This window comes from Thalassobaculum sp. (assembly GCF_965223715.1).
Taxonomy (GTDB): domain Bacteria; phylum Pseudomonadota; class Alphaproteobacteria; order Thalassobaculales; family Thalassobaculaceae; genus Thalassobaculum.
In genome coordinates this window covers 88826-112798 of record NZ_OZ245012.1, presented here as the reverse complement: position 1 = coordinate 112798, position 23973 = coordinate 88826, and the positions used below count along the sequence as shown (strand labels likewise).

24 protein-coding genes are annotated in these 23973 nt (G+C 67.5%); 7 read left to right on the top strand and 17 right to left on the bottom strand.

The window, feature by feature from the left end:
* Positions 1 to 48: 48 nt before the first annotated feature.
* Positions 49 to 477: a c-type cytochrome gene (locus ACOQOP_RS00525; protein ID WP_420564359.1), complete on the top strand. Its 429-nt coding sequence runs from the start codon at positions 49 to 51 to the stop codon at positions 475 to 477.
* Positions 478 to 492: 15 nt separating this feature from the next.
* On the opposite strand, the gene ACOQOP_RS00520 is transcribed toward ACOQOP_RS00525, so the two are convergent.
* The 5 genes from ACOQOP_RS00520 to ACOQOP_RS00500 form a co-directional block, all read right to left on the bottom strand.
* The gene (locus tag ACOQOP_RS00520) at positions 493 to 876 is read right to left on the bottom strand and encodes a hypothetical protein (RefSeq protein ID WP_420564358.1); all 384 of its coding nucleotides are present in this window, start codon (positions 874 to 876) and stop codon (positions 493 to 495) included.
* Positions 873 to 1625, bottom strand: coding sequence for an enoyl-CoA hydratase-related protein (locus ACOQOP_RS00515; RefSeq protein WP_420564357.1), 753 nt, complete (start codon positions 1623 to 1625; stop codon positions 873 to 875). The genes ACOQOP_RS00520 and ACOQOP_RS00515 overlap by 4 nt, the downstream gene beginning before the upstream one ends.
* Entirely contained in the window at positions 1622 to 2422 is an 801-nt protein-coding gene (locus ACOQOP_RS00510; RefSeq protein ID WP_420564356.1) for a competence/damage-inducible protein A, read from the bottom strand. Before ACOQOP_RS00510 ends, ACOQOP_RS00515 begins: the two co-directional genes overlap by 4 nt.
* Positions 2423 to 2509: 87 nt before the next feature.
* A complete protein-coding gene (locus ACOQOP_RS00505) occupies positions 2510 to 3277 on the bottom strand; it encodes an SDR family NAD(P)-dependent oxidoreductase (RefSeq protein ID WP_420564355.1) in 768 nt (255 codons plus the stop codon).
* Positions 3274 to 4740 carry an ABC transporter substrate-binding protein gene (locus ACOQOP_RS00500; RefSeq protein WP_420564354.1) on the bottom strand — a complete coding sequence of 489 codons (1467 nt, stop codon included), beginning with the start codon at positions 4738 to 4740 and terminating at the stop codon, positions 3274 to 3276. The genes ACOQOP_RS00505 and ACOQOP_RS00500 overlap by 4 nt, the downstream gene beginning before the upstream one ends.
* Before the next feature lie 73 nt (positions 4741 to 4813).
* Here ACOQOP_RS00500 and sfsA point away from each other — a divergent pair, with 73 nt between their 5' ends.
* The 3 genes from sfsA (at position 4814) to radC (ending at position 7391) form a co-directional block, all read left to right on the top strand.
* Complete coding sequence (gene sfsA, locus ACOQOP_RS00495; RefSeq protein WP_420564353.1) at positions 4814 to 5524, top strand: DNA/RNA nuclease SfsA; 711 nt, start codon at positions 4814 to 4816, stop codon at positions 5522 to 5524.
* Positions 5525 to 5593: 69 nt separating this feature from the next.
* The gene (map, locus tag ACOQOP_RS00490; RefSeq protein WP_420564352.1) at positions 5594 to 6397 is read left to right on the top strand and encodes a type I methionyl aminopeptidase; all 804 of its coding nucleotides are present in this window, start codon (positions 5594 to 5596) and stop codon (positions 6395 to 6397) included.
* A 295-nt stretch (positions 6398 to 6692) separates the two neighbouring features.
* Positions 6693 to 7391 carry a RadC family protein gene (gene radC, locus ACOQOP_RS00485; RefSeq protein ID WP_420564351.1) on the top strand — a complete coding sequence of 233 codons (699 nt, stop codon included), beginning with the start codon at positions 6693 to 6695 and terminating at the stop codon, positions 7389 to 7391.
* A 14-nt stretch (positions 7392 to 7405) separates the two neighbouring features.
* Here radC and ACOQOP_RS00480 read toward each other — a convergent pair whose 3' ends face one another.
* The 5 genes from ACOQOP_RS00480 to ACOQOP_RS00460 form a co-directional block, all read right to left on the bottom strand.
* On the bottom strand, positions 7406 to 7819 hold the full coding sequence (locus ACOQOP_RS00480) for a hypothetical protein (protein WP_420564350.1): 414 nt from the start codon (positions 7817 to 7819) through the stop codon (positions 7406 to 7408).
* A 61-nt stretch (positions 7820 to 7880) separates the two neighbouring features.
* Positions 7881 to 9158, bottom strand: coding sequence for an MFS transporter (locus ACOQOP_RS00475; RefSeq protein ID WP_420564349.1), 1278 nt, complete (start codon positions 9156 to 9158; stop codon positions 7881 to 7883).
* 750 nt (positions 9159 to 9908) lie between these two features.
* On the bottom strand, positions 9909 to 11645 hold the full coding sequence (locus tag ACOQOP_RS00470) for an IlvD/Edd family dehydratase (RefSeq protein ID WP_420564348.1): 1737 nt from the start codon (positions 11643 to 11645) through the stop codon (positions 9909 to 9911).
* Between the two features lie 163 nt (positions 11646 to 11808).
* Positions 11809 to 13011, bottom strand: a complete 1203-nt coding sequence (locus tag ACOQOP_RS00465; RefSeq protein WP_420564347.1) for a pyridoxal phosphate-dependent aminotransferase — start codon at positions 13009 to 13011, stop codon at positions 11809 to 11811.
* A 236-nt stretch (positions 13012 to 13247) separates the two neighbouring features.
* Positions 13248 to 13838, bottom strand: a complete 591-nt coding sequence (locus ACOQOP_RS00460; RefSeq protein WP_420564346.1) for a hypothetical protein — start codon at positions 13836 to 13838, stop codon at positions 13248 to 13250.
* Between the two features lie 301 nt (positions 13839 to 14139).
* On the opposite strand from ACOQOP_RS00460, the gene ACOQOP_RS00455 reads away from it, so the two are divergent.
* From ACOQOP_RS00455 to ACOQOP_RS00445, 3 genes are all read left to right on the top strand, one after another.
* Positions 14140 to 16458 (top strand): methyl-accepting chemotaxis protein, encoded by a 2319-nt coding sequence (locus ACOQOP_RS00455; RefSeq protein ID WP_420564345.1) that lies wholly within the window; start codon positions 14140 to 14142, stop codon positions 16456 to 16458.
* Between the two features lie 80 nt (positions 16459 to 16538).
* Entirely contained in the window at positions 16539 to 17177 is a 639-nt protein-coding gene (locus ACOQOP_RS00450) for a PAS domain-containing protein (protein WP_420564344.1), read from the top strand.
* Entirely contained in the window at positions 17174 to 17824 is a 651-nt protein-coding gene (locus ACOQOP_RS00445; protein WP_420564343.1) for an RraA family protein, read from the top strand. Before ACOQOP_RS00450 ends, ACOQOP_RS00445 begins: the two co-directional genes overlap by 4 nt.
* 160 nt (positions 17825 to 17984) lie before the next feature.
* On the opposite strand, the gene ACOQOP_RS00440 is transcribed toward ACOQOP_RS00445, so the two are convergent.
* From ACOQOP_RS00440 to lgt, 7 genes are all read right to left on the bottom strand, one after another.
* Positions 17985 to 18338, bottom strand: a complete 354-nt coding sequence (locus ACOQOP_RS00440) for a tRNA-binding protein (protein ID WP_420564342.1) — start codon at positions 18336 to 18338, stop codon at positions 17985 to 17987.
* A 170-nt stretch (positions 18339 to 18508) separates the two neighbouring features.
* Positions 18509 to 18940 (bottom strand): phasin family protein, encoded by a 432-nt coding sequence (locus ACOQOP_RS00435; protein WP_420564341.1) that lies wholly within the window; start codon positions 18938 to 18940, stop codon positions 18509 to 18511.
* Positions 18941 to 19141: 201 nt separating this feature from the next.
* A complete protein-coding gene (locus ACOQOP_RS00430; RefSeq protein ID WP_420564340.1) occupies positions 19142 to 19966 on the bottom strand; it encodes a hypothetical protein in 825 nt (274 codons plus the stop codon).
* Between the two features lie 120 nt (positions 19967 to 20086).
* Positions 20087 to 21238, bottom strand: coding sequence for a M24 family metallopeptidase (locus tag ACOQOP_RS00425; RefSeq protein WP_420564339.1), 1152 nt, complete (start codon positions 21236 to 21238; stop codon positions 20087 to 20089).
* Between the two features lie 23 nt (positions 21239 to 21261).
* Positions 21262 to 22026, bottom strand: coding sequence for a peptidoglycan editing factor PgeF (pgeF, locus tag ACOQOP_RS00420; RefSeq protein WP_420564338.1), 765 nt, complete (start codon positions 22024 to 22026; stop codon positions 21262 to 21264).
* A 44-nt stretch (positions 22027 to 22070) separates the two neighbouring features.
* Positions 22071 to 23156 (bottom strand): class I SAM-dependent methyltransferase, encoded by a 1086-nt coding sequence (locus ACOQOP_RS00415; RefSeq protein ID WP_420564337.1) that lies wholly within the window; start codon positions 23154 to 23156, stop codon positions 22071 to 22073.
* Positions 23153 to 23965 carry a prolipoprotein diacylglyceryl transferase gene (lgt, locus tag ACOQOP_RS00410; RefSeq protein WP_420566560.1) on the bottom strand — a complete coding sequence of 271 codons (813 nt, stop codon included), beginning with the start codon at positions 23963 to 23965 and terminating at the stop codon, positions 23153 to 23155. Before lgt ends, ACOQOP_RS00415 begins: the two co-directional genes overlap by 4 nt.
* Between the last annotated feature and the right edge of the window lie 8 nt (positions 23966 to 23973).

Genomic DNA, 23973 nt, shown 5'->3' with positions numbered 1-23973 from the left:
ACGGAACAGATAGGTCGACGCAATAAATCGACTTAAGGGAGTAAAATTGTGCTGGTTCGTGTCTCGACTGCCGCCGCCCTCCTGATCAGTCTCGCCCTGCCCGGCGCCGCCCAGGCCGCGGGCGATGCCGAAGCCGGCAAGAAGCTGTTCGTCAAATGCCAGGCCTGCCATTCGCTCGCCGACGGCAAGCGAAAGGTGGGTCCCTCCCTCTACAACCTGTTCAACCGCAAGGCCGGCAATTTCGAGGGCTTCAACCACTCCGACGACATGACCGCCGCCGGTGCCAAGATCGACCCGTGGAACGCCGACCACTTCACGCAGTACATCGTGGATCCGAACGGCTACATCGGCTCGGTCATCGGCAAGGACAAGGCGCGCACGAAGATGACGTTCCCGGGCCTGAAGGACGACCAGGAGGCCCAGGACATCCTGGCCTATCTGCAGCCGTTCTTCGAAGGCAAGGAAGAGGGCAAGTAGCCCTGGGTTGCCCTTCTATCGGGTCATCGGGTTCAACGGCCGGTCGGGACAGCGCCCGTAGATGAGCCGGGGTGCCGGCTCCAGGCGGACGAGAACGTCGCCGACCGCATCCCAGTGGAACACCTGCCTCGGCTCCGGCCGGGCGAAGGACAGGGTGGGCGCGATCTCAACCCGGTCGCCCGTCACCGTGTAGGTCGAGGTGCCGGCGACGCTGTCCCGCTTGCCCTGGGTGGTGCCGAGATCCAGTAGCGCCTTCGCATAGGCGCCATCGCGCAGCACCATCACAAGGGTGCAGTCCACCGCCCTGTCCCGGGTCACGCCCCAGATCCCGTCGAGCGAGGCCGCCGCGACCGGCGTCGCCGCCAATGCGAGCGCCAGGATCGCGGCCGGCCGGATCATTTGCGGCGGGCCAGGATCGCATCGATGCGCTTCGACGGCGCGTCGGTGCGATAGCTGTCGGCGAACTCGCGGACGCTGGCCTCCACCGCGTCGGCGATGCTCATGTCGTCCCAGGCCCGGATCAGACGCTTCTGGGCCCGCACGGCCAGCGGATCGGCCTCGGCGATCTCGGCCGCCAGCGCGCCGGCCCGGAACATCAGCTCGTCGGGGGAAACCAGCTCCTCCAGCAGCCCCCATTTGAACGCCGTGTCCGCGTCGATGGTCTCGCCGGTCAGCACGAAACGCGCCGCCTTGCCCCGCCCCATCAGGCGCGGCAACAGGGCGGCCTCGATCACCGACGGGACGCCGATCTTCACCTCGGGCATGGAGAAATGGGCATCCCGGGTGGCGATGCGCATGTCGCAGCCAGCCACCAGCTCCAGCCCCGCGCCGACGCAGGCACCGCGGATGGCAGCGATCACCGGCACCGGACAGAGCATGGCGGCGGCGATGGCGGCATGCAGCCCTCGGATGAAGCTGTCGGCCGTCTCCGGCGTCAGCGAGGCGAGCTCCTTCACGTCGGCGCCGGCGCAGAAGCTCGGCCCCTCGCCCGACAGCACCACCACCCGCAGGTCGTCCGCGTCGGCCAGGGAGAGGAAGGCGGCCGCCAGCTCGGCGGCGACCTCGCTGCTCATGGCATTGCGCTTGGCGGCCCGGTCCAGGGTGACCCGGGCGACATGGTCGTAGCGTTCGACGCGGACGTGGCTCACGACGCGGCCTCCGCGGGCCCGGCCTCGACGCCGTCATCGATATCGATCGGCTCGCCTCCCAGCGAGCGGACCAGCTTGCGCACCTCCTCGGTCGCCGCCTCCAGCATGGCCTCGTCGGTGCCGCGCAGGACCAGGCTGGTGCCGAAGGCGCCGGCCCGGAAATACGGATAAGAGCCGATCTCGATATCCGGATATGTCGTCTGAATGGCCCCCAATCCGCCGGCCACGGTGCCCTCGCCGACCGTGCAGGCCACGGTCCGCGACAGCATCTGGGCGCCGCCGGTCAGGGTCGGCTTCAGGCCCTCGAACATCGCCTGCAGGATACGCGGTACGCCGGCCATCACATGCACGTTCTTCAGGATGAAGCCGGGGGCGGCGGAGACCGGGTTGTCGATCAGGTCGGCGCCGACCGGAATCTCGGCCATCTTCTGCCGGGCGGCGTTGAACTCCACGCCGCTGTTGGCGTAGTGGGCGGTCAGCCGCCGCATCGCCTCGGGATTGCGTTCCACCGCGGCGCCGAACGCCTTGGCGATGCAGGCGGTGGTGATGTCGTCATGGGTCGGGCCGATGCCGCCGGAGGTGAAGACATAGGTGTAGCGCTCGGACAGGACGGTCACCGCCTCGATGATCGCCGCCTCGTCGTCGCGCACCACCCGGACCTCGGACAGCCGGATGCCGATCGCCGTCAGTTCCTCGGCGATGTAGCCGACATTCTTGTCCTTGGTGCGCCCGGACAGGATCTCGTTGCCGATGATCAGCATGGCGGCGGTGACTGTGGACGGCGGTGTATCGGTCATTGCGGGCTCCAGGCGATCGATCGGGCGACAGAGGATGGTGCAGCCACCCGCCGACAGCAAGGGACCAGCGCGCGCCCCCCGATCCGCTCAGCCATCCTTGCGCAGGGTGGGCAGGCCGATCCCGGCGGCGTCGAAGCCACCATCGACCGCCAGGGTCTGGCCGGTGATGTAGCTCGCCTGGTCGCTGCACAGGAAGAACACGCCGTTGGCGATCTCCTCCTCCAGCCCATAGCGGTTCAGCGGGATCGCGTCGTGGTAGTCGGCCCGGATCGCGGGGGTGTGGACCTCCTTGGCCATGGCGGTGTCGACGGGGCCGGGGGCGATCAGGTTGACCCGCACGCCGATCTCGCCGAGTTCGGTCGCCTGCTGCTTGGTCAGGTGGATCAAGGCCGCCTTCGAGGTGCCGTAGGCGACCCGCAGGGTGCTGGCCCGCAGGCCGGAGATCGAGCCGATATTGACGACCGCGCCGCCGCCGGTCTCGGCCATCAGCCGGGCTGTTTCCTGCACCATCAGGAACGGGCCGTTCAGGTTCACCGCAATGACCCGGGACCACTCGTCATAGGTCGTGTCCAGCAGCGGCTTGAAGACGGCGATGCCGGCATTGTTGACCACCGCGTCGATCCGGCCGAACCGCTCGATGGCGACGGCGGCGACCCGCCGGACCTGCACCGGGTCGGAGACGTCGCAGGCCTGGGCTGTGGCATCCTCGCTGTCCAGCGCGGCCTGGGCGGCGAACAGCGCCTCGGCCTCGATATCGACCATCACCACCCGCCAGCCCTCGGCCAGGAACCGCTTCGTTACCGCCAGTCCGATTCCCCGCGCCGCGCCCGTGACGATCGCCACCTTCTGCGTCATGTCCGTTTCCCCTCTCCGGCCGGCAGAGCCGGCAGCAATGTTACGTCGAGAACGCCGTCGCCCCGAACCGCCGGTCGCTCCAGCGCCACCGCGCACGCCACCCCGAGGCGGTGATGGTAAAGCGGGATCCAGGCCGGGTCGGCCTGCAGGGCGCGATACGCCTCGCCATAGAGTCCCGCCCGCGCCGCGTCGTCGACCGTGCGCCGGGCGTCGTCCAGCAGCCGTTCCACCGCAGGGTTCGCATAGCCCTGCCACCAGGAGCCGGCGATGCGGCTGTCGATCTTCTCGTAGAGGACCCGAAACGTGCTCATGGGGCTCGAGTCGAAGACGCAGAGATCGCCGATGCGCTTGTCGCGGACCCGCTCGGCATAGGCGACCCGGTCCTCGGTCACCCGGGGGTGCAGAGTGACGCCGATCGCGGCGAGCTGCGCGCCCAGGGCGGCGGTCAGCGCCTGCGCCTCGTCCGGCAGCCGGGTCGGCGTGTCCACCACCAGGTCCAGGCCGTCGCCGTATCCGGCCTCGGCAAGCAGCGCTCTGGCCACCTCCCGATCGAACGATGCGGCACCGGATGCGGGCGGTGCGCCGAAATGCACGGCGCTGACGAATCCCTCCAGCACGGCGCCATCGCCGGCCAGCACGGTCTCGATCAGCCGGGTGCGGTCGACCGCCAGGGTCAGGGCGCGACGGACCCGCGCATCGGCGCAGGGGCCGGTTGTGGCGTTGAGCAGGAAGATGATCGCGGTCGGGTCGGTGTAGTCCGACCAGAAGCGGCCGGCCCGCTCGACCCCCGCCCTCTGCTGCGCCGCGGTCAGCCGGCTCGCCAGCGCCGCCCGACCCTCGGCGACGGCGGCGGCCCGGCGGTCCGCGTCCGGCTCGCAGCGGAAGATCAGTCCGTGGTTCCCGACCGGTCCGGCCCACCAGTCGGGATTGGCCTCAAGCCGGACCTCAACCCCCGGATCGACCGAGACGACCCGATAGGCGCCGCTGCCGATCGGGCTGTTCCGGAAGCCGGGCTCATCCACCTCTGGCGGGACGGCATAGGCGGACGCCAGAATGTCCAGCAGGTCGGCCAGCGGCTCGACGGTCGTGATTGCCACCGTGCGTGGATCGACGGCACGGATCTCGGCACCGGCGAGATACTGGCCCCAGACCGCCGGCGCGCCGAGGGTGGCGCCCACATCCGGCCGCTTCATCCGCGCGATGGACGCCGCCATTGCCGCCGCGTCCAGCGGGCGACCGTCATGGAACCTAAGCCCGGCCCGCAGGGTCAAAGTCCAGGTCCGGGCATCGGGGGAGACATCCCAACGCTCCGCCAGGGCCGGCGCGAAGCCGCCATCGGCGCGGCGGCGGACCGGGGCGTCGAACACGGCCTCCAGCAGCGCCAGGGCGTCGCCGCTGTCGGTGCAGTCGTGCGGGTCGCGGAGCTCGACGGACTTCTGGAGGATCACGGCACGGTCGGTCATGGCTCCGTCTAACCACGAACCGGGGCGGGGCGGAAGGGATGACATCGCGTCCGGCCCCGGCTAGCGTCCGTCGATGGATCTGCCCACCCCCCTGCACGAAGGCCGCCTGCTCAGGCGGTACAAGCGCTTCCTCGCCGATGTCGATCTCGGCGGCGAGGTGGTGACCGCCCATTGCCCGAACCCGGGGGCGATGACCGGCCTCAAAGATCCCGGCCTGCGGGTCTGGCTGTCGCGCTCTCCCGACCCAAAGCGCAAGCTGCCCTACACCCTGGAGCTGGTGGAGACGGCGGGCGGGCTGGTCGGCATCCATACCGGCCGGCCGAACGCCATCGTCGCCGAGGCGATCGCCGCCGGCCTGATCCCGGAGCTCGTGGGCTACGAGGCCCTGCGGCGCGAGGTGAAATACGGGGTGAACAGCCGCATCGACATGCTGCTGGAGGGACCCGGACGTCCGCCCTGCTACGTGGAGGTGAAGAACGTCCACCTGGTCCGCCCCGACGGCCCCAACCCCGGCGCCCACGAGTTCCCCGACAGCGTCACCGCCCGGGGGGCGAAGCATCTGGCCGAACTGGCCGCCATGGTCGCGGCCGGGAACCGGGCGGTGATGCTGTTCTGCATCCAGCGGATGGACGGCGACCGCCTGGCGCTGGCCCGCGACATCGACCCGAAATACGGGATCGCCTTCGACCTGGCACGCGCGGCCGGGGTGGAGGCGCTGGCCTGGGAATGCGCAGTGACGCTGGACCGGGTGGTGCTGAACCGGCCGGTGCCTGTGGTGGGATAGCCCCCGAACCTTGACCTTCCCGGCCCGCGGCAGCAGATTGCAGCCACGTTACGGAAAAGGAAGATCGCGATGCAGCAGCTCGCCGAAGCGCGCCAGATCGTGCGCCACGGGCCGGAGGATTTCGAGGGCATGCGCAAGGCCGGGCGCCTCGCGGCCGAGATCCTCGACATGATCACCGACCATGTCGCCCCCGGCGTGACCACCGACGAGCTGGACCGGCTCTGCCACGAGATGACGCTGGCCAACGGCGCCACCCCGGCGCCGCTCGGCTACAAGGGGTTTCCCAAGTCGATCTGCACTTCCATCAACCACGTGGTCTGCCACGGCATTCCGGGCGACCGGAAGCTGGAGGAAGGCGAGATCGTCAATATCGACGTGACCGTCATCCTCGACGGCTGGCACGGCGACAGCAGCCGCATGTACCTGGTCGGCGACAAGATCTCGGTGAAGGCCAAGCGGCTGGTGGAGGTCACCTACGACGCCATGATGCTCGGCATCGAGGTGATCCGGCCGGGCGTGCATCTGGGCGCCATCGGCCACCGCATCCAGACCTTCGCCGAAGCCCAGCGCTTCTCGGTGGTGCGCGACTTCTGCGGCCACGGCCTGGGCCGCACCTTCCACGCGCCACCGAGCGTGCTGCATTACGGCCATCCCGAAGACGGCCCGATGCTGGAACCGGGCATGTTCTTCACCGTCGAGCCGATGATCAATGCCGGCAAGTTCGCGGTGAAGATCCTGGAGGACGGCTGGACCGCGGTCACCCGCGACCGCTCGCTCTCGGCCCAGTTCGAGCATTCCATCGGCGTGACCGAGACCGGGTTCGAGATCTTCACCCTGTCGCCCAAGGGCTACACGAAGCCGCCGTATATCTGAGGGCTCAGCTCGCAGACCCGTCGCGCCGGTGTCGCGCCACTGGGTCCCGGGCAGCCCCCGGATCAATCCCGGATTAAATCCGGGACGGGCGCTCCCGGGATGACGCGGTTGGTGAAGAGAGGAACCAGCCTCTTCACCCGCTCGCCCTATGTCTTTCTCCCCCGTCATCCCGGCTCGTCCCCGGGCGTGACCCGGGGCGAGGCAGGGACCCAGCCCCACGCCCCATCCCTCCTGCCGCGTTCCGTCCCCGCCCCTTCCATAGCCGCTCCGTGACCACCGATCAGGGAGGGGCGGCGTGTATGACGGGTTGGGCGAGGTGCAGGATCCCGGGCCGGAGGGCCATCGCCAGCGGCTGCGCCGGCGGTTCCTGGCCGCCGGTGCGGACGCGCTGGCAGATTACGAGCTGATCGAACTGCTGCTGTTCCTGGCCAAGCCGCGCGGCGACGTGAAGCCCCTGGCCAAGCGGCTGATCGCCCGGTTCGGTTCCTTCGCCGAGACCATCAGCGCCGAGCCGGCCGAGTTGGCCAAGATCGACGGCATGGGCGAGGCCTCGGTCGCCGCGCTGAAGACCGCCAAGGCGGCGGCAGACCGGCTGCTGGGCGAACCGCTGCTGAAGCGGCCGGTGCTGTCGGGCTGGAAACAGCTCCTCGACTACTGCCACGCCGCCATGGCCCATGAGCCGGTGGAAGTCGTGCGGGTGCTCTATCTCGACAAGCGCAACCGCCTGATCCAGGACGAGCTGCAGGGCCGCGGCACCATCGACCACACCCCGCTCTATCCGCGCGAGGTGGTGAAGCGGGCGCTGGACCTGGGCGCCTCGGCGCTGATCGTGGTGCACAACCACCCCACCGGCGACCCGACCCCGTCCCAGGCCGACATCTCGACCACCGCCCAGCTCAAGGAGGCGGCGGCGACCCTGGGCATCGTGCTGCACGACCATCTCATCGTCGCCCGGCACGGCCATGTCAGCTTCCGCTCGAAGGGGCTGCTTTGAAATCCTCTATAAAACTAACGCCGCATCACGACATCATAACAAACAACTCCCAACTTAATCGGATTAACCGCCCCATCAATTGAATCATTCACTGTCAAAAAAGCTATAATTTTTCTATTTTTTATTATCATCGGAGGATTGGAACTATACTTATTGAAAGGAGAGCTCGAGCTATATTCACCGCCGTATGATCCGTACTCATTCCAGATGCTATCGCCGCTATATGAACTCCCATATGCGCTATATTCATTAAAAATAGAATCTCCACCATATGGTCCGTCTACAGTTCCCAAATACTTACCGTCGTCAGCAATAATTTTTGCTCCGTGAAGCGCATCACACACATCGCTTGCACGAGCAAGAGGCGCGAGGAAAAGGACAAAAATAAAAAATCCCGTGCAGCAAATATTTTTTTCAAAGCTCCTCATAGCATCTGCCGCCCATCAATTATGAAATGAATATTCACCTGTTTCTGCACCAAAAATCAACTCAGACTTCAACGGACTCACCATGGGTCTCGCGAACCACCAGCGCGATCAACAGCCCGAACACGCCGATTACCGGAAGGACCAGGAAGGCTCGCTCATAGGCGGCCGCCGTGTAGACCCGGGCACCCTCCAGCATCGTTCCGTCCCAGGCGAGGTCGAGCACCCAGCCGAGCAACGGCTGCAGCACGGCCCCGGAGCCGACCACGCAGCCGTTGATGATGCCGACCGTCGCACCCGCGGCCCAGAGCGGCGTGTTCTCGCGGCCGACCGAGAAGGACAGCACCATGGAGGAAGCCCCCAAGCCCTGCACGATCAGCGCGGCGGCGAGCGTGACGTCGCTGACATGGGGCAGGTAGACGGCCGCCGAGATGCCGGCGGTCGAGAGGATCGCGCCCAGGATCATGAAGGGCTTGCGCCGCCGGTAGCGGTCGGCGAGCCAGCCGAACAGCGGCGCGCCCACCCCCCAGCCGACGAACAGGCAGCTCACCAGCAGGGCGGCCTCCGCCTTGTGGTGATCGTAGGCCTGCATCACATAGGGCACGCCCCAGAGCCCCCCGAAGGCCAGCATGGCGCTGGTCATCGCCAGCCCGAACATGGCCGCCAGCCAGACCTGGCCGCTGCCCGCTGCCCGTTTCAGCCCGGCCAGCAGGCGCGGGCGCGGGGTGGAGCCGTCGGGGCGCGGCCGGTCGCGCAGGATGAAGCCGCAGGCGATCGCGAGCGCCGCACCGAACACCGCGATCACCAGCATCATCGGCCGCCAGCCGAAGGCCTCCACGGCGGCACCCAAGGGGGCCTGGCCGGTGATGCCGCCGAGCACGCCGAGCATCTGCGCGCCGCCGCTCAACGTGGCGAAGCGGTGGGCCGGCATCCAGATCGCCGCGTAGTTCAGCGCGCCGGCGAAGCTGAAGGCGCAGCCGAAGCCGATCAGCATGCGGCCGAGATAGGCCATCCACAGGGTCTCGGCCCCGGCGAAGACGAAGCTGCCGACGGCAACCAGGCCGACGGCGACGGTGATCAGACGCCACGGGCCGAACCGGTCGAGCATCACCCCGACCGGGATCTGCGAGCCGGCATAGGCGTAGTAGTAGAAGGCCGACAGGTTCCCCACGAGCGCGCCGCCGACGGCGAAATCGCGCATCAACTCGTCGACCATGACCGAGGGTGCGACCCGCTGGACGAAGGCGTAGAAGAAGAACATCGCACACAGGAACCAGCCGATCCCGAGCAGGGTTCGGGTGGGCATGGCAGACGACGGCGCGGCATGCTGGGCGGGGGTCATCGGATCCGTGGGGTGATCAATTCGTGCGGGATCTCCTGACGGGCGTCAGGAAAATGGGGAAACAAGACGAGCAATCCTATCCGTCATCCCGACGAAAGTCAGGATCAGGTCCGTCACCCCGACGAGGGCTGGGATCAGGCCTCCATCTCATGCCGAACATCGGCCTACGCCGCGGCCGGGCCGTCCGCGCGTTGGTCCTGATTTGCATCAGGACGACGGATGGGGTTGGCCTGGCCGTGGGGCGGGAAGCGGGCGGAGCGCGCCCACTCCGCCCCCTCCCGTCATCCTGACGCACGTCAGGATCAAGCCGCCACCCCAGGCCGACCGTCCGCTGATGGCGCCAGCCCCGACGTCCGCGCATTGGTCCTGATTTGCCTCAGGACGACGGATGGGGTTGGCCCGGGGTCGTGGGCGCGAAGCGGGCGGTGCGCGACCCCTCCGCCCCCTCCCGTCATCCTGACGCACGTCAGGATCAAGCCGCCAACCCATGCCGACCGTCCGCAGATGGCGCCAGCCCCGCCGTCCGCGCGTTGGTCCTGATTTGCATCAGGACGACGGATGGGGTTGGTCGGGACCGTGGGCGGGAAGCGGGCGTAGCGCGCCCGATCCGCCCCCTCCCGTCATCCTGACGCACGTCAGGATCAAGCCGCCAACCCTTGCCGACCACCCCTTGATGGCGCCAACCCGGCCGTCCGTACGTTGGTCCTGATTTGCATCAGGACGACGGATGGGAGGAACGGCCCCCCTGCCTCAATGGCTCTCGCGCATCTCCGGGGTGCCGGAATTGCCGACGAGGAAATCCAGGTCCGCGCCCTTGTCCGCCTGGTTGACGGTCTCGACGTATAGCTTGGAGTACCCCCGGTCATAGGGCGGCACGAACGGCTTGCGGGCCGCGCGGCGCTTCTCCAGTTCGGCGTCCGAGACGTCCAGGTGAAGGCGCCGGTTCGGCACGTCGACCTCGATCATATCGCCGCTCTCCACCAGCGACAGCGGGCCGCCGGCCGCCGCCTCGGGCGCGCCGTGCAGGATCACCGTGCCATAGGCGGTGCCGGACATGCGGGCGTCGGAGATCCGGATCATGTCGGTGATGCCCTTGCGCAGCACCTTCGGCGGCAGGCCCATGTTGCCGACCTCCGCCATGCCCGGATAACCGATCGGACCGCAGTTCTTCAGCACCATGATGCAGGTCTCGTCGATGTCGAGCGCCTCGTCGTCGATCCGCGCCTTGTAGTCGTCGATATCCTCGAACACCACGGCCCGCCCGGTATGCACCATCAGCTCCGGTGTCGCCGCCGACGGCTTCAGGATGGCGCCGTCCGGGGTGATGTTGCCGCGCAGGACGGCGATGCCGCCATTCGGCTTGAACGGCTGCTTCAGCGGGAAGATGACGTCGCGGTTGTAGCACTCCGCGTCCTTCACGTTCTCCCAGATGGTCTTGCCGTTGGCGGTGACCGCGTCCTTGTGCAGGAAGTCGCCGATCTCGCGCAGCACGGCCGGCAGGCCGCCCGCGTAGTAGAAGTCCTCCATCAGGTGCTCGCCCGACGGCATCAGGTTGACCAGGCAGGGCATGTCCTTGCCGAGCCGGTCCCAGTCGTCGAGGCCGATATCGACGCCGAGACGGCCGGCGATGGCCTGCAGATGGATGACCGCGTTGGTCGACCCGCCGATGGCGCCGTTGGTCACCATGGCGTTCTCGAAGGCGTCCTTGGTCAGGATCTTCGACAGGCGCAGGTCCTCGATCACCATGTCGACGATCCGCTTGCCGGACATATGCGCCAGCACGTAGCGGCGGCTGTCGACCGCCGGGATCGCGGCATTGGCCGGCAGGGACACGCCGAGGCTCTCCACCATCGAGGCCATCGTCGACGCGGTGCCCATGGTCATGCAGTGGCCGGCGGAGCGGTGGTTGTCCTGCTCGGCGCTCATGAAGGCCTCGATCGACATCTCGCCGGCGCGCACGGCCTCGGAGAACTTCCAGACATGGGTGCCGGAGCCGATCTTCTCGCCCTTGTAGTAGCCGTTCAGCATCGGGCCGCCGGACACGCAGATGGTCGGCAGGTTGCAACTCGACGCGCCCATCAGCAGGGCGGGCGTGGTCTTGTCGCAGCCGACCAGCAGCACGACGCCGTCCATCGGCAGGCCGCGGATCGCCTCCTCAACGTCCATGGACGCGAGGTTGCGGTACAGCATGGAGGTCGGCCGGAGCTGGCTCTCGGAATTGGAGAAGACCGGGAACTCAAGCGGGAAGCCGCCGGCCTCCCACACGCCGCGCTTCACATGCTCGCAGATCTTGCGGAAGTGGGCGTGGCAGGGATTGAACTCGCTGAAGGTATTGGCGATGCCGATGATCGGCCGCCCGTCGAAGACCTCCGCCGGAAAGCCCTGGTTCTTCATCCAGGACCGGTGGGCGTACCCGTCCTTGTCGATCTTGCCGTACCACTGGGACGAGCGGCGTTTGCCCTTCATGGAATCGGGACGGTCGATCATCGCGCATTTCCTCCGGTCGAGCGATAGCGCCGGCCCTTATTGATGGAATTGTTCGGCGGGGCGGCGACGCGAAGGGTGCGCTGTGTCGGGCGCCCGGGTCAAGGCAGGCAAACGCCGGCGCGGGAGACCCGCGCCGGCGTCAGGAATGCGTTCGCGATAGGGCTCAGCTCAGCGAGCCGCAGAACCGCTGGATCCGCTCGCAGGCCTCTTCCAGCAGCTTGGTCGAGGTCGCGTAGGAGATCCGGAAATGCGGGCTCAGGCCGAAGGCCTCGCCCTGCACGGCGGCCACGCCCTCGCTCTCCAGCAGGGCGGTCACGAAATCGCTGTCGTTCTCGATCACCTTGCCGTCCGGCGTCTTCTTGCCGATGCAGCCCTTGATCGAGGGGTAGACGTAGAACGCGCCTTCCGGCGTCGGGCAGTTGATGCCGGCGGCCTGGTTCAGCATGGAGACCACCAGGTCGCGGCGCTCCTTGAAGACCTTGTTGTTCTCGGCGATGAAGCCGTGGTCACCGGTCAGGGCCACCACGGACGCCGCCTGGCTGACCGAGCACGGGTTGGAGGTCGACTGCGACTGGATGTCGGTCATCGCCTTGATCAGCGGTGCCGGGCCGCCGGCGAAGCCGATGCGCCAGCCGGTCATGCAATAGGCCTTGGACACGCCGTTGACCGTCAGGGTGCGGTCGTACAGGCCGGGCTCGACCTGGGCCGGGGTACAGAACTTGAAATCGTCGTAGACCAGGTGCTCGTACATGTCGTCGGTCATCACCCAGACATGCGGATGCTTCATCAGCACGTCGGTGATCTTCTTCATGTCGTCCCAGGTATAGCCCGCACCGGTCGGGTTCGACGGGGAGTTCAGTACGATCCACTTGGTCTTCGGCGTGATCGCCTTTTCCAGGTCTTCCGGCTGCAGCTTGAAGCCCTGCTCCTGCGGGCAGTCGATGAAGACCGGCTTGCCCTCGGCCAGGATCGCCATGTCCGGGTAGCTGACCCAGTACGGCGCCGGGATGATCACCTCGTCGCCCGGATCCAGGGTCGCCATGAAGGCGTTGTACAGGACCTGCTTGCCGCCGGTGCCGACGACGATCTGATTGCGGGCGTATTCCAGGCCGTTGTCGCGCTTGAACTTGAGCGCAATGGCGTCCTTCAGCTCCGGCGTGCCGCCAACGGCGGTGTAGCGGGTGAGGCCCTTGTCGATCGCCGCCTTGGCCGCGTCGCGGATATGCTGGGGGGTATCGAAGTCGGGCTCGCCGGCGCCCAGGCCGATCACGTCGTGACCCGCCGCTTTCAGTTCCATGGCCTTGGTGCTGACGGCGATCGTCGGCGACGGCTTCACGCGGCTCAGCCGCTCGGCAAGGATGCCCATCTCTCGAAAACTCCCAGGAATTCGCGGTTCGCGGAATGGCGGCACGCTACGCCCGACCCTGTCGCAAAGCAAGGCAGCCCGGCGTCTCGGAGACAAAAAAATCGCGGCCTGCCGCCGTCTCGCAGCGCCGGCCGAAAACCGGGCAAAAAAACGGGCCGGTTGGGGAAACCGGCCCTAGGGAGCACCCGGGAGGGTTCGGGGAGACGCCTCTCCCCGTCGGGCATGCGTCACTGCGCTCAGTCCAGCTTCTCGACGTTGATGCCGATGGTGATGGCGCCGATCGCCTGGCCGGTCGCCGGATCGGCGATGGAGGCGTTGAGCTGGCTCTGGAACTGACCGCTTGAATCGTCGAACTCGACCTCGTCGATGAAGACCGCGTCGGGGCCCACCGGATAGGTCTTCTGCCACTTGTCCTCGTCGCCCTGCATGTAGTCGGAGGTCACGTCGCTCTGGCCGACGTTCAGGCCTTTGGCGTCCATGACGAAGATCTCGGAATACAGGCCGTCGGAGGCTGCCTTCTTTTCCTTCAGGAAGGCCGAAAGCTTGTCGGCCAGGACCTTGTCGATCAGCGGGCCGCTGCCGCCTTCCGCCTCGGCGCGCCACTGCTTGTCCAGGGCGTCGATATCACCCTCAGACAGGCCGCCGGTCTCGGCGTTCTGCGCCTTCACCGCCTCGACGATGGCGGGATCGCTCAGCCACGGGCGGATCTGGTTGTTCAGCACATCCGTGATCTGCGACGCGAAATCGTTGGCGGACGCCGCACCGGCGCTGAAGACCACGACCGTGGCCACCGCACCCAGCGTTTTCAGATATCGACCCAAGGTCATCGAGGCTTCTCCCTATCTCTTTGCTTGGCCGGCCGCAGTGTTCGGGCGGCGTGTCGGCGGGCGTCGATCAGTGCGGAGAGCGGATCACCGGGTTCCGCGGACGCCGGGCCTGACAGCTCGAATTGTACCGAAAAACCTTAATAAAAAATAAAAGCACCAGAAGAGTGAGACAGAAGCGCTGCATAATTTAATAAACGTCTTCTTAAGATTGCGCGAATACCGTGTTCATTCGCACAGCGTGAAGGGGCATCACATGCGCATTGGATTTCGGATAGGAGCAGGCTTCGCCGGGGTCGTCGCCTTGACCCTGGTTCTCGGGGCAACGGGCTGGCTCGCCCTGGAACGGTATTCCGAGCAGGTCAATCAGGCCGACCGGGTGGCCGAGATCCAGCGGCAGATCCGCAGCGCGCAGATTTCTGCCAGTGCCTATCGCCTTTCCGGGGATCCGGCCGCCCGCGACGCCACCCTCGCCCATCTGGAAGACGCCGCCGCCCGGGCCGAAGCCGTCGGCGAGCAGGACACCGCGGCGACCATCCTGGAATACCGCCGCCAGTTCGACACCCTGGTCGCCGCCCGCGCCAATGCAGACCAGCTCATCGCCGAGATCCAGTCCAGCATCGTCGAGTTCGAGCGGGTCGCCACCAGCATCCGCAAGACCCAGGACGACCGCCGGGCCGCGCTGAACCGGGAGCGCGACGCCGCCCTGGCCGAGCAGAACCAGAAGCTCGAGATCGAGGAGCTGACCCGGACCCTGATCATGGCGACCCTGAGCGCCCGCCGCGACGAGGCGGTGTTTCTGCGCACCAGGAACCCCGAGGATGCAGCATCCGCCCGGGAAGCCACCAAGGAAATGTTCCTGACGGCGATCAAGCTGAAGAAGCTCACCGCCGGGACCAGCGCCGAGAAGCCCGTGACCCTGCTGGCGGCCGCTGTCGGCGGCTACCGCAAGGCTCTTGAGGACATGTTCGCGGCAATCGAGGCCGGCCAGGACGAGACCCAGGCCGTCGCCGAACTGGAGAGCGTGTCGAAGAAGATCAACGCCTTCGCCTCCGCCCTCGCGCGCAAGGAAACCGGCGAGTATCTCGCAGCCCGTGAGGCCGCGAGCACCGCCGCGGCGGAGGCGGAACGCGCCTCCGACATCGCCACCCTCGCCGCCGACCTGGTGACCGCCGTCAAGAAAATCGACGCCAATACCCGCGAGGTGGTCGCCGCCAACGGACAGGGCGGCGGGGTGATGGCCCAGGTCTTCGCCTTCGGCGCCGTGGAGAGCAACATCCGCAAGCTGGCCGACAATCTTCCCGAGGGATCGTCCCTCGGCCAGATCAGCGACATGGTGGAGGACGGGAAGAGGAAGTTCGACGCCCTGGTCAAGGCGCTGCAGACCCGGGTCTCCGCCGCCGAGGAGATGACCGCCGCGGCCGCCGCCGTGGCCGAGCAGGTGGAGGCCAGCGTCGCCGCCTCGATCGTGACCCGCACCGAAGACAAAACCCTGTCCACTCTGCTGATCCTGGCGGGTACCGCCGCCGCCGCGTTGCTGGCGGTGGTGCTGGCGGTGATCCTCGGCCGCGGGATCACCTCCCCGCTGCGCGCCATCACCGGCGCGATGGAGCGGTTGGCGGACAATGACCTCGAGGTCGAGATCCCCGGGGTGAACCGCAAAGACGAGATCGCCGACATCGCCCGCTGCGTGCAGGTGTTCAAGGACAACGCCCAGCGGGTCCGGCGCCTGGAGCAGGAGCAGGAGGAAGCCGACGCCCGCGCCGAGGCGGAGAAGCGCCGGGCCCTGGAGGAGCTGGCGTCCAGCTTCGAGCAGTCGGTGGGCACGCTCGTCGCCGGCCTGACCGCCCAGGTGGCCGATGTCCGTGCCCGGGCCGAGGCCATGGCCACCTCCTCGAACGAGTCCCTGTCGCGGGCCGACGCCGTGGCCCTGTCCTCCGAGCAGTCGACCGCCAATGTCCAGGCCGTCTCGGAGGCGGCCGACGAACTGGCCGCCGCCTCCTCGGAGATCGGCAGTCAGGTGGCGCGCGCCGCCGAGATGGCCCGGGACGCCAGCGCCCAGGCGGGCGTCAGCAACGAGCGCATCGCCGCCCTGGCCGAGACCGCCACCCGGATCGGTGCCGTGGTCGCCCTGATCCAGGAGATCGCCGAACAGACCAACCTGCTGGCCCTGAACGCCACGATCGAGGCGGCGCGGGCCGGCGACGCCGGCAAGGGCTTCGCGGTCGTGGCCAGCGAGGTGAAGAGCCTCGCCACCCAGACCGCCAAGGCGACCGATGACATCCGCCAGCAGATCGAGCAGATGCAGGGCGCCAGCGGCGAGGCGGTCAAGGCGATCGACACCGTCGCCCAGGCGGTCGCCGGGCTGGACGAGATGAACGCCGCCGTGGCCGCGGCCGTCGAGCAGCAGGCGGCGACCACCTCGACGATCGCCGGCAACAGTCAGGAAGCGGCGGCGCAGACCTCGAAGGTGTCGTCGGAGATCGCCGAGGTCAGCGACGCGTCCCGCGAGACGGGCCGAAGCGCCGGCGAGGTGCTGAGCACCTGCAACGTGCTGGAGACCGAAATGCAGAGCCTGGAACGCGAAGTCTCCGGCTTCCTGCGCCGCATCCGTTCAAGTTGAGATAAATTCACTCCACTTGTCTGGCCATACGGTGCGACAAATCTGATTGTGTTCCCATTCCTCCGATCTGGATGAAGAGCGTGTCCGGTACCAAGACCCCGCCCTTTGCAGATGCTGACACCATGACCGTCCGCCGGCTGGTCGGGCTGCCGTCCTTGTCGACCGCCTGGACCGTGACGGTCGTCCCGAACGGCGGGGACGTGCCGCCGGACATCGATCGCCGGCTGCAGGACGCGACCTATGACAGCCTGGAGATCCAGGAGCGGCCGCGCCACGAGGGGATCGCCGGCTTCGCCGATCTGTGGGCATCGAAACGCGACGGCGCCGCCCTGCCGGCCCGCGGCGACTTTCCGGTGGAGGACCTGCAGCGCTGGTTCGGCCATGTGCTGATCATGGATGTCGGGCCGGACGCGGCGGATTTCCGCTACCGGATGATCGGCACCGACATCACCGCCTTCCGCGACCGCGACTACACCGGCAAATGGATCTCGGAATGCAGCTTCGGGGAATCCCGGGAATCGATGATCGCCACCTTCCGCAATCCAGTGGTCCGGCGGCGGCCCGTCTTCCGCTCCGGCTGGGTGCAATGGCCGGTAGACGGATCCTGGCGGAGCTTCGATAGTGTGCACTGTCCCCTCGCCTCGGACGGGCAGACCGTCGATATGACCATCGGCGTGCTCTATTTCGACGCGTTCCCTCCGCCTGGATTGGAAGAATGACCGACATCGCCTCGCTGGTCGCCGGTTTCCGCGACATCGCCACCCCGACCATCGCCAACGCCCTCGACGAGCTCGGACTGAACGGCATCATCATCGGCCTGAAATCCGTGGTGCCGGGCACCAAGGCCGTCGGCCCCGCCGTCACCGTGCGCCAGCAGACCGGCGCCAAGGGCACCTTCCCGGTGGAGGATTTCAAGGTCGGTCACATGATCGAGGCGGCCGGTGCAGGCGACGTGATCGTCGTCGACAACGGCGGCAACCCGGTTTCCACCTGGGGCGGCATGGCGAGCTACGCGGCCAAGATCCAGAAGATCGAAGGCCTGCTGGTCGAGGGCGGCGTGCGCGACTGGGAGGAGCAGCAGGAGTTTCGCTTCCCGATCTTCGCCCGCCACATGGTGCCGACCCCCGGCAAGACCCGGCTCAAGGTGGAGGCGATCGGCGAACCGATCACCATCGAGGGCGTGCTGATCCGCCCGGGCGACCTGATCGTCGCCGACGGCTCCGGCATCTGCGTGATCCCGATCGAGCGGGCGACCGAGATCCTGGAGATGACCCGGCGCTACGCCGCGGACGATGCCCAGGCGATGAAGGAAATTGACAACGGCCTTACCTTCCGCGAGGCCCTCGCCAAGTTCGCGAAGATCTGAGCGAGCGCCTTCCCAGTTTGCATATCACTCCCCGGCCTTGTGCCGGGGCCTACGCACAGGATCGCGCGAACCTCTCCGAGATCGCCCAATTCGATCCGTGGACCCCGGCACAAGGCCGGGGAGTGATTAGAGTTTGAAGGTATTCGTTGACCCAAGCCGCTCAGTGAAGCCGGCCGCCGTTGGGGACCTTTGTGGTGGGGGCGATCAGCACCACGGCGCCGTCCTCGTCCATGAACCCCAGGGTCAGCACCTCGCTCATGAACGGGCCGATCTGGCGCGGCGGGAAGTTCACGACCGCGGCGACCTGGCGTCCGACCAGATCCTCCGGCGTGTAGTGCACGGTGATCTGGGCGGAAGTCTTCTTCACCCCGATCTCCTCGCCGAAATCGATCCACAGCTTGATGGCCGGCTTGCGCGCCTCGGGGAAGGGCTGCGCCTCGACCACCGTGCCGACGCGGATGTCGACCTTCAGGAAGTCGTCATAGGTGATCTCCGGTGCCCGCGCGTCCGCCATGTTCGCTCCCGAATGACTGGCTGCCTCACCCCTTGCCGGTAGCATGTGCCGCCGCGTGCCCGCAACCATGCCCCGACCGGTACGGCGCTCGGCAAGCGAAAAGGGGCCGCCCGATCGCTCGGACGGCCCCCGCACCTCGCGCCCCTCGGGACAGGGCTTGAGTATCGCTCTTACTTCTTGGACTTCTCGATCGCGGTCTTGACCTCGTCGAGGGATTCCATGATGCGCTTGTTGATGATGCCCGACGCCTCGGCGTTGGACTTCGCGACCATCTCCTGAAGCTCCTTCAGGTTGGCCAGCGCCTGCTCGAGGGTCGACTTGGCGATCGCGGCCTGCTGCGCCAGCTTCTCTTCCGGCGCGCCCTGGGTGGCGATGGCCTGCAGGTTCGACTGGACCTCGGCGATCGACGCCTGAGCGATCTCGCTCTGGCGCTTCAGGATCGCCTGCATGCCCTCGGCGGCGATCTGGTTCGCCTGCGCGATGGCGTCGAAATTCTTCTTGTGGGCGGCGACAATGCCGTCGACATCCACGTTCGGGATCTTGAACTCGCCCATCATCTTCTGAACGTCGAAGTCCAGGAACGGATTTTTGAACTCGGCCATTTCCACTCTCCTCTTTAATCGGCTGGAGGGATTGAGACGGTTCCAGCCGGCGCAGTCGTTGCTGCACTGCACAATCGCCACTGATACATGGGGCCGGGGAACTTTAGAGTCAATCAAATTTTGTGCAGTGCAGCATAAATCGCCGGGTCGCATCTCTGCGCCCGGGCGACAGCCGCGATAGCCGGCCGAGTTCCAGGGTCTCTACTGGCTCGATACAAGTTCCAGATGGCGTTGGATCAGGGTCACGATCCCGGGAACCGCCTCCTTGGCGATCGGCGAGGCGACCGGTCCCCAGTTCTCGTCCAGCGCGCCCGAGGCAACCGTGTTGGACTGGTCGATGGTCCCCAGTTCCCGACCGCGCGCGTCCATCACACTCCAGGAGATCGCCACAAGATCTCCGCCCAGCTCCTTCGGCGTGATCGTCACATTCCCCTGGACCACGAACCCATCCGGCGGCGGGAAGTCGGCGACGGCCACATCGGCGCGCTTCAGGGCGAAGGCCATGGCCCGGCGCAGCAGGTCATTGCCGTTACCCGGCGCGCCCGCGACCTCATAGACCGTAACCGAGAAGGGTGGCGGCTCCACATCGGTGCGCCGGGCGTTCGGCACGATCCAGCGCGCGACCTGGGTGACCGCCTGCTCGAACCGGGCGTCGCTGGCGATCGCGTCCTCCCGCGTGCCGACGATCTCGCCGCTTGGCCGGCTCAGGGTCCAGGTGACCTTCAGGGCCCCGTCGGCCAAGCGCTCGCCGGAGGTGGTGAGGATCAGGCTGGACCGGTTCGACGCATTGGAACTGGCGGCGACCCCGCGCTTCTGCAGGGCATCGACGGTCATGTCGGTGATCAGCTCGGCGATGTCGTCGGGCACACCGACCATCGGCCAGACCAGAACCCCCTCGGTCGCAGGCGCGATCAGGAAAGGTGCCTTGGCCATATTGGCCTCGTCCTTGGAAAAGGGCTGCGGCAGCTGCCCGCATCCGGCCACTGTCAGGAGGACGAACAGCAGGGAGAGGAGACGCGTGGTCATCCGATCACGCAACTCACCATCAGGCCCAGGAGCAGGAATCCGAGAAAGATCCAGAGGTGCGGCATGGCGGTGGTATGCCGCGCCGCACCCGGTCTTGCCAAGCGCTACTTGGCGGGGGCGTTACTTCGTCACAAGTTCGAGCGGCATGGCCGACAGCCGCTCCGGCGCCCCGTCGGTGACGATGACCGTCTCGCCCAGGCTCATGGCGAGCTGGGCCTCGCTGTCCATCAGGATCATGTGCAGGAAGAACACCATGCCCGGTGCCGCCTCGACCGGGTTGCCGTGATAGAACATCGGGAAGTCCATCCAGATCGGCGCGAACACCGCCCCCAGCGAATAGCCGCAGGCGTTCAGCCGGGCGTGGCGCAGGCCGTTTGCGTCCATCACCTTTGCATGGGCGTCGAACACCCCGCCGATCGGCCGGCCGGGCCGCAGCGCGTCCTTGCAGGCCTGCAGCGCCTCGGCGCAGGCGTTGAACATGTGCACCTGGTGCTCGGGCACCGGTCCGACCGGGATCGTGCGCATCAGGCAGGCATGGTAGTGCCGGTATGCCCCGGCGAACTCCAAAGTGAGTTGGTCCTGCGCGCCCAAGGTCTTACGGCCGGTGAAGTAGCGGCACAGCAGGGCGTCGCCGCCGCTGCCGATGATGAACTCGTTGCCCGGGTAGTCCCCGCCGCCCTTGAACACCGCCCCCTGCATGGCGGCCAGGATCTCGCCCTCGTCCACACCGGGTCCGGTCAGGCGGTGCGCCTCCTTCAGCGCCTCGTCGGCCAGCACGCCGGCGCGGCGGACATACTCCAGCTCGGCCGGCGACTTCACCAGCCGCAGCAGCGAAACCAGTTCGGAGGCGTCCTCCAGGGTGGCGAAGCCGTCCAGGGCGGCGTCCAGCCGCTTGCCGTTGCGGGCGTTCAGCCCGTAGGCGTCGTACTCAACCCCCAGCCGCTTGCCTCGCGCACCGGCCTCCTCCAGCACGTCGCGCAGATCGTCGGCCGGTGTGGCCCCGTCCCGGTCGACCCAGATGCGGATGTCCTCGATGGTCGAGGTATTCTGGGCCTGGCGCAGATCGGGCGCGCGGGTCAGGAGCACTACCTTGCCGTCACTACCGAGATACAGGCACTGGAAGAAGCAGAAGCCGAAGGTGTCGTAGCCGGTCAGCCAGAACATGCTCTCCTGGCGGAACATCAGCAGCCCGTCTAGCCCCGCCTTCTCCATCGCCGCCAGGGTCTGGGTCTTGCGCGCCTCGAACTCGGCGCGGGTGAAGTGCAGTGCCATGGTGTCCCCCTGAGGTCGGGCAATCAGCTGCCCAGCGTGATGGCGGCGAGCTGCCGGCCGTAATCCGGTTCGTTGCGGTGACGGGAGCGGCGGTAGCTGAAGAAGTTCGCCTCGTCCCGGCAGGTGTCCGCTTCCAATCGGACCACCTCGCCGAGCCCCAGCCGCGAGAGCCGGTGCACGAGATAGCCGGAGAGATCGAACAGGAAGTGCCCGTCGCGCTCCGCCTTCTCGAAGAACCGGCCGTTGGCCTGATCCTGATCCAAGAAGGGCGCCGGAAACTCTGGGCCGACCTCGTAGGACTCCACCCCGATGCAGGGGCCGACCGCCGCCTTGATCCCATCGGGCCGCACGCCGAGCTCGATCATCGCGTCAACGGTGGCGTCGCAGACGCCGTCCAGGGCGCCTCTCCAGCCGGCATGGGCGGCGCCGATCACCCGTTCCGTCGGGGCGGCGAACAGGACCGGCGCGCAATCGGCGGCCAGCGCGCCGATCACGATGCCCGGGCGGTTGGTCACCAGGGCATCGGCCTCGCGTTTGGCGTCCGGCTCGCCGGTCTCGTCGATGACGACCACCTTGTTGGAATGGATCTGGTGGTTGGTGAACAGGGTGCCCGGCGGCATGTCCAGGGCCGCGGCGGCCCGCGCCCGGTTGGCCTCGACCGCCTTGGGATCGTCGCGCGAGCCGCGTCCGCAGTTCAGAGAGGTGTAGAGCCCTTTGCTGACCCCGCCGCGGCGGGAAAAGAAGGCGTGGGCGATGCCGTTTTCGTCGAAACCGTCGATCTGGAACAAGAACCGTGTCTCGCTGTGGTCCGATCTTCGTTTCGGGCCAGGGCCTAAGCCTCGAACCCGGGCGGGGGTGCGGCCGCGGGGCCCGTCCAGGCCGCAACCTTGAACAGGGTGCCCATTTCGCCGGGGTCGATCAAGCGGACCGTCGCCGCCTCGATGTCCCGGGCCTGCTCCGGCGTGGCCTTCGCCATCAGCCCATGGGCGCGCTGGGCGATGCCGAGGGCGGACAGGAACGCCCCCTGAGTGACCGGCCCATGGGCGAGTCCGCCGCCCTGGCTCACGGCGCGGGCCAGAGCGGCGAAATCCACATGGGCGGTCAGGTCCGCCTCGCCCAGGGTCGCCAGAACGTCGACCGACTTGTGGGCCTGTACCGCCTGTAGGGTATCGCCGGCCGCGCTCTCGCCGTGGCCATAGTCGATCACCAGAGCGGCCCCGCCGTCCCGTTTCAGCCGCCGGGCCAGGAGGTCCGCCACCGACAGGGCGGCGGGCGACACTTCCGCGATCTCGCCCGGACGGGCCCCCATCAGCACCGTCGGATGCAGCAGGGCCGCGAGCGGCGAGATCCCCGGCGTGAGCGTCCAGACCGGTGCGTCCGTTTGCGGGTCGAACGCCAGCCGCCGCTCGTGCCAGCCCGCCCCGGTGCGCACGAGTTGGGCGATCGGCAGGGCGTCGAAGAACTCGTTGGCGATGACGATCACCGGCCCGTCCGGCAGGCCGGACACATCGTCATGCCAGCTCGACGCATAGCCGGAGAGCGAGCGCTCCTGGATCTCGCGCAGCGTACGGCTCGCCTCGACCAGATGGACCTGCAGCGCCGCGTGGAATCCGGGCACCGGCCGGCTGGCCCGCAGGGCGTCGGCCATCAGCGTGCCGCGGCCGGGGCCGAGCTCGACCAGATGCACGTGTCCGGGCGAGCCCATCTGCTGCCACACCACCGCCGCCCAGAGACCGATCAGCTCGCCGAACATCTGGCTGACCTCCGGCGCGGTCACGAAATCCCCCGCCGCGCCGAACGGATCGCGGGTGGCGTAATAGCCGAAGCGCGGATGGGTCAGCGCGTCGGCCATCACATCGGTGACGGGCAGCGGCCCCTCGGTTGCGACCCGGCGGCGCAGATGGTCGAGGAGGCTCACTTGGAGACGACGGGATCCCGACGCGCCGCCCACAGGATGATCGCGGTCCCGACCACGATCATCGGCAGGCTTAGGATCTGTCCCATGGTCACATGCGGCAGGATGAAGCCGAGCTGCACGTCCGGCTCGCGGAAGAACTCGCAGATTGTGCGGGCGATCCCGTAGCCGGCGAAGAAAGCGCCGATGACGATCCCGGGCCGGCGGCGGATGCTCTCCCGCCGCGCCAGGACGAGCAGCACGACGAACAGCACCAGCCCCTCCAGCGCCGCCTCATAGAGCTGCGAGGGATGGCGCGGGATCGGACCGCCATGGGGAAACGCCATGGCCCACGGCACGTCGGGGGCGATCCGTCCGAACAGCTCGCCGTTGATGAAATTGGCGATCCGCCCGAAGAAGATCCCGATCGGGGCGGCGGCGGCAACCAGATCGCCGATCGCCAGCACCGGTGCCCCGACCTTGCGGGCGAACAGGGCGGTGGCGGCGACCACGCCGAGAAAGCCGCCATGGAAGGACATCCCGCCCTCCCAGACCATGAAGATCTCCACCGGATGGGAGAGGTAGTAGCCCGGGTTATAGAACAGGACATAGCCGAGCCGACCGCCCAGGATAATGCCAAGGGTGGCGTAGAACACCAGGTCGTCGATCAGCTTGGCTTCGAAGAAGACCGGCCGCCGTTTCGCGAGCCACACCGCGTATTTCCAGCCGATCAGGATCCCGGCGATGTAGGCGAGCGCGTACCAGCGGATCGCGAAAGGTCCGATGGCGACCGCGACCGGGTCGACCACCGGGAACGGGATGGCGGGCAGGATCATGAGGC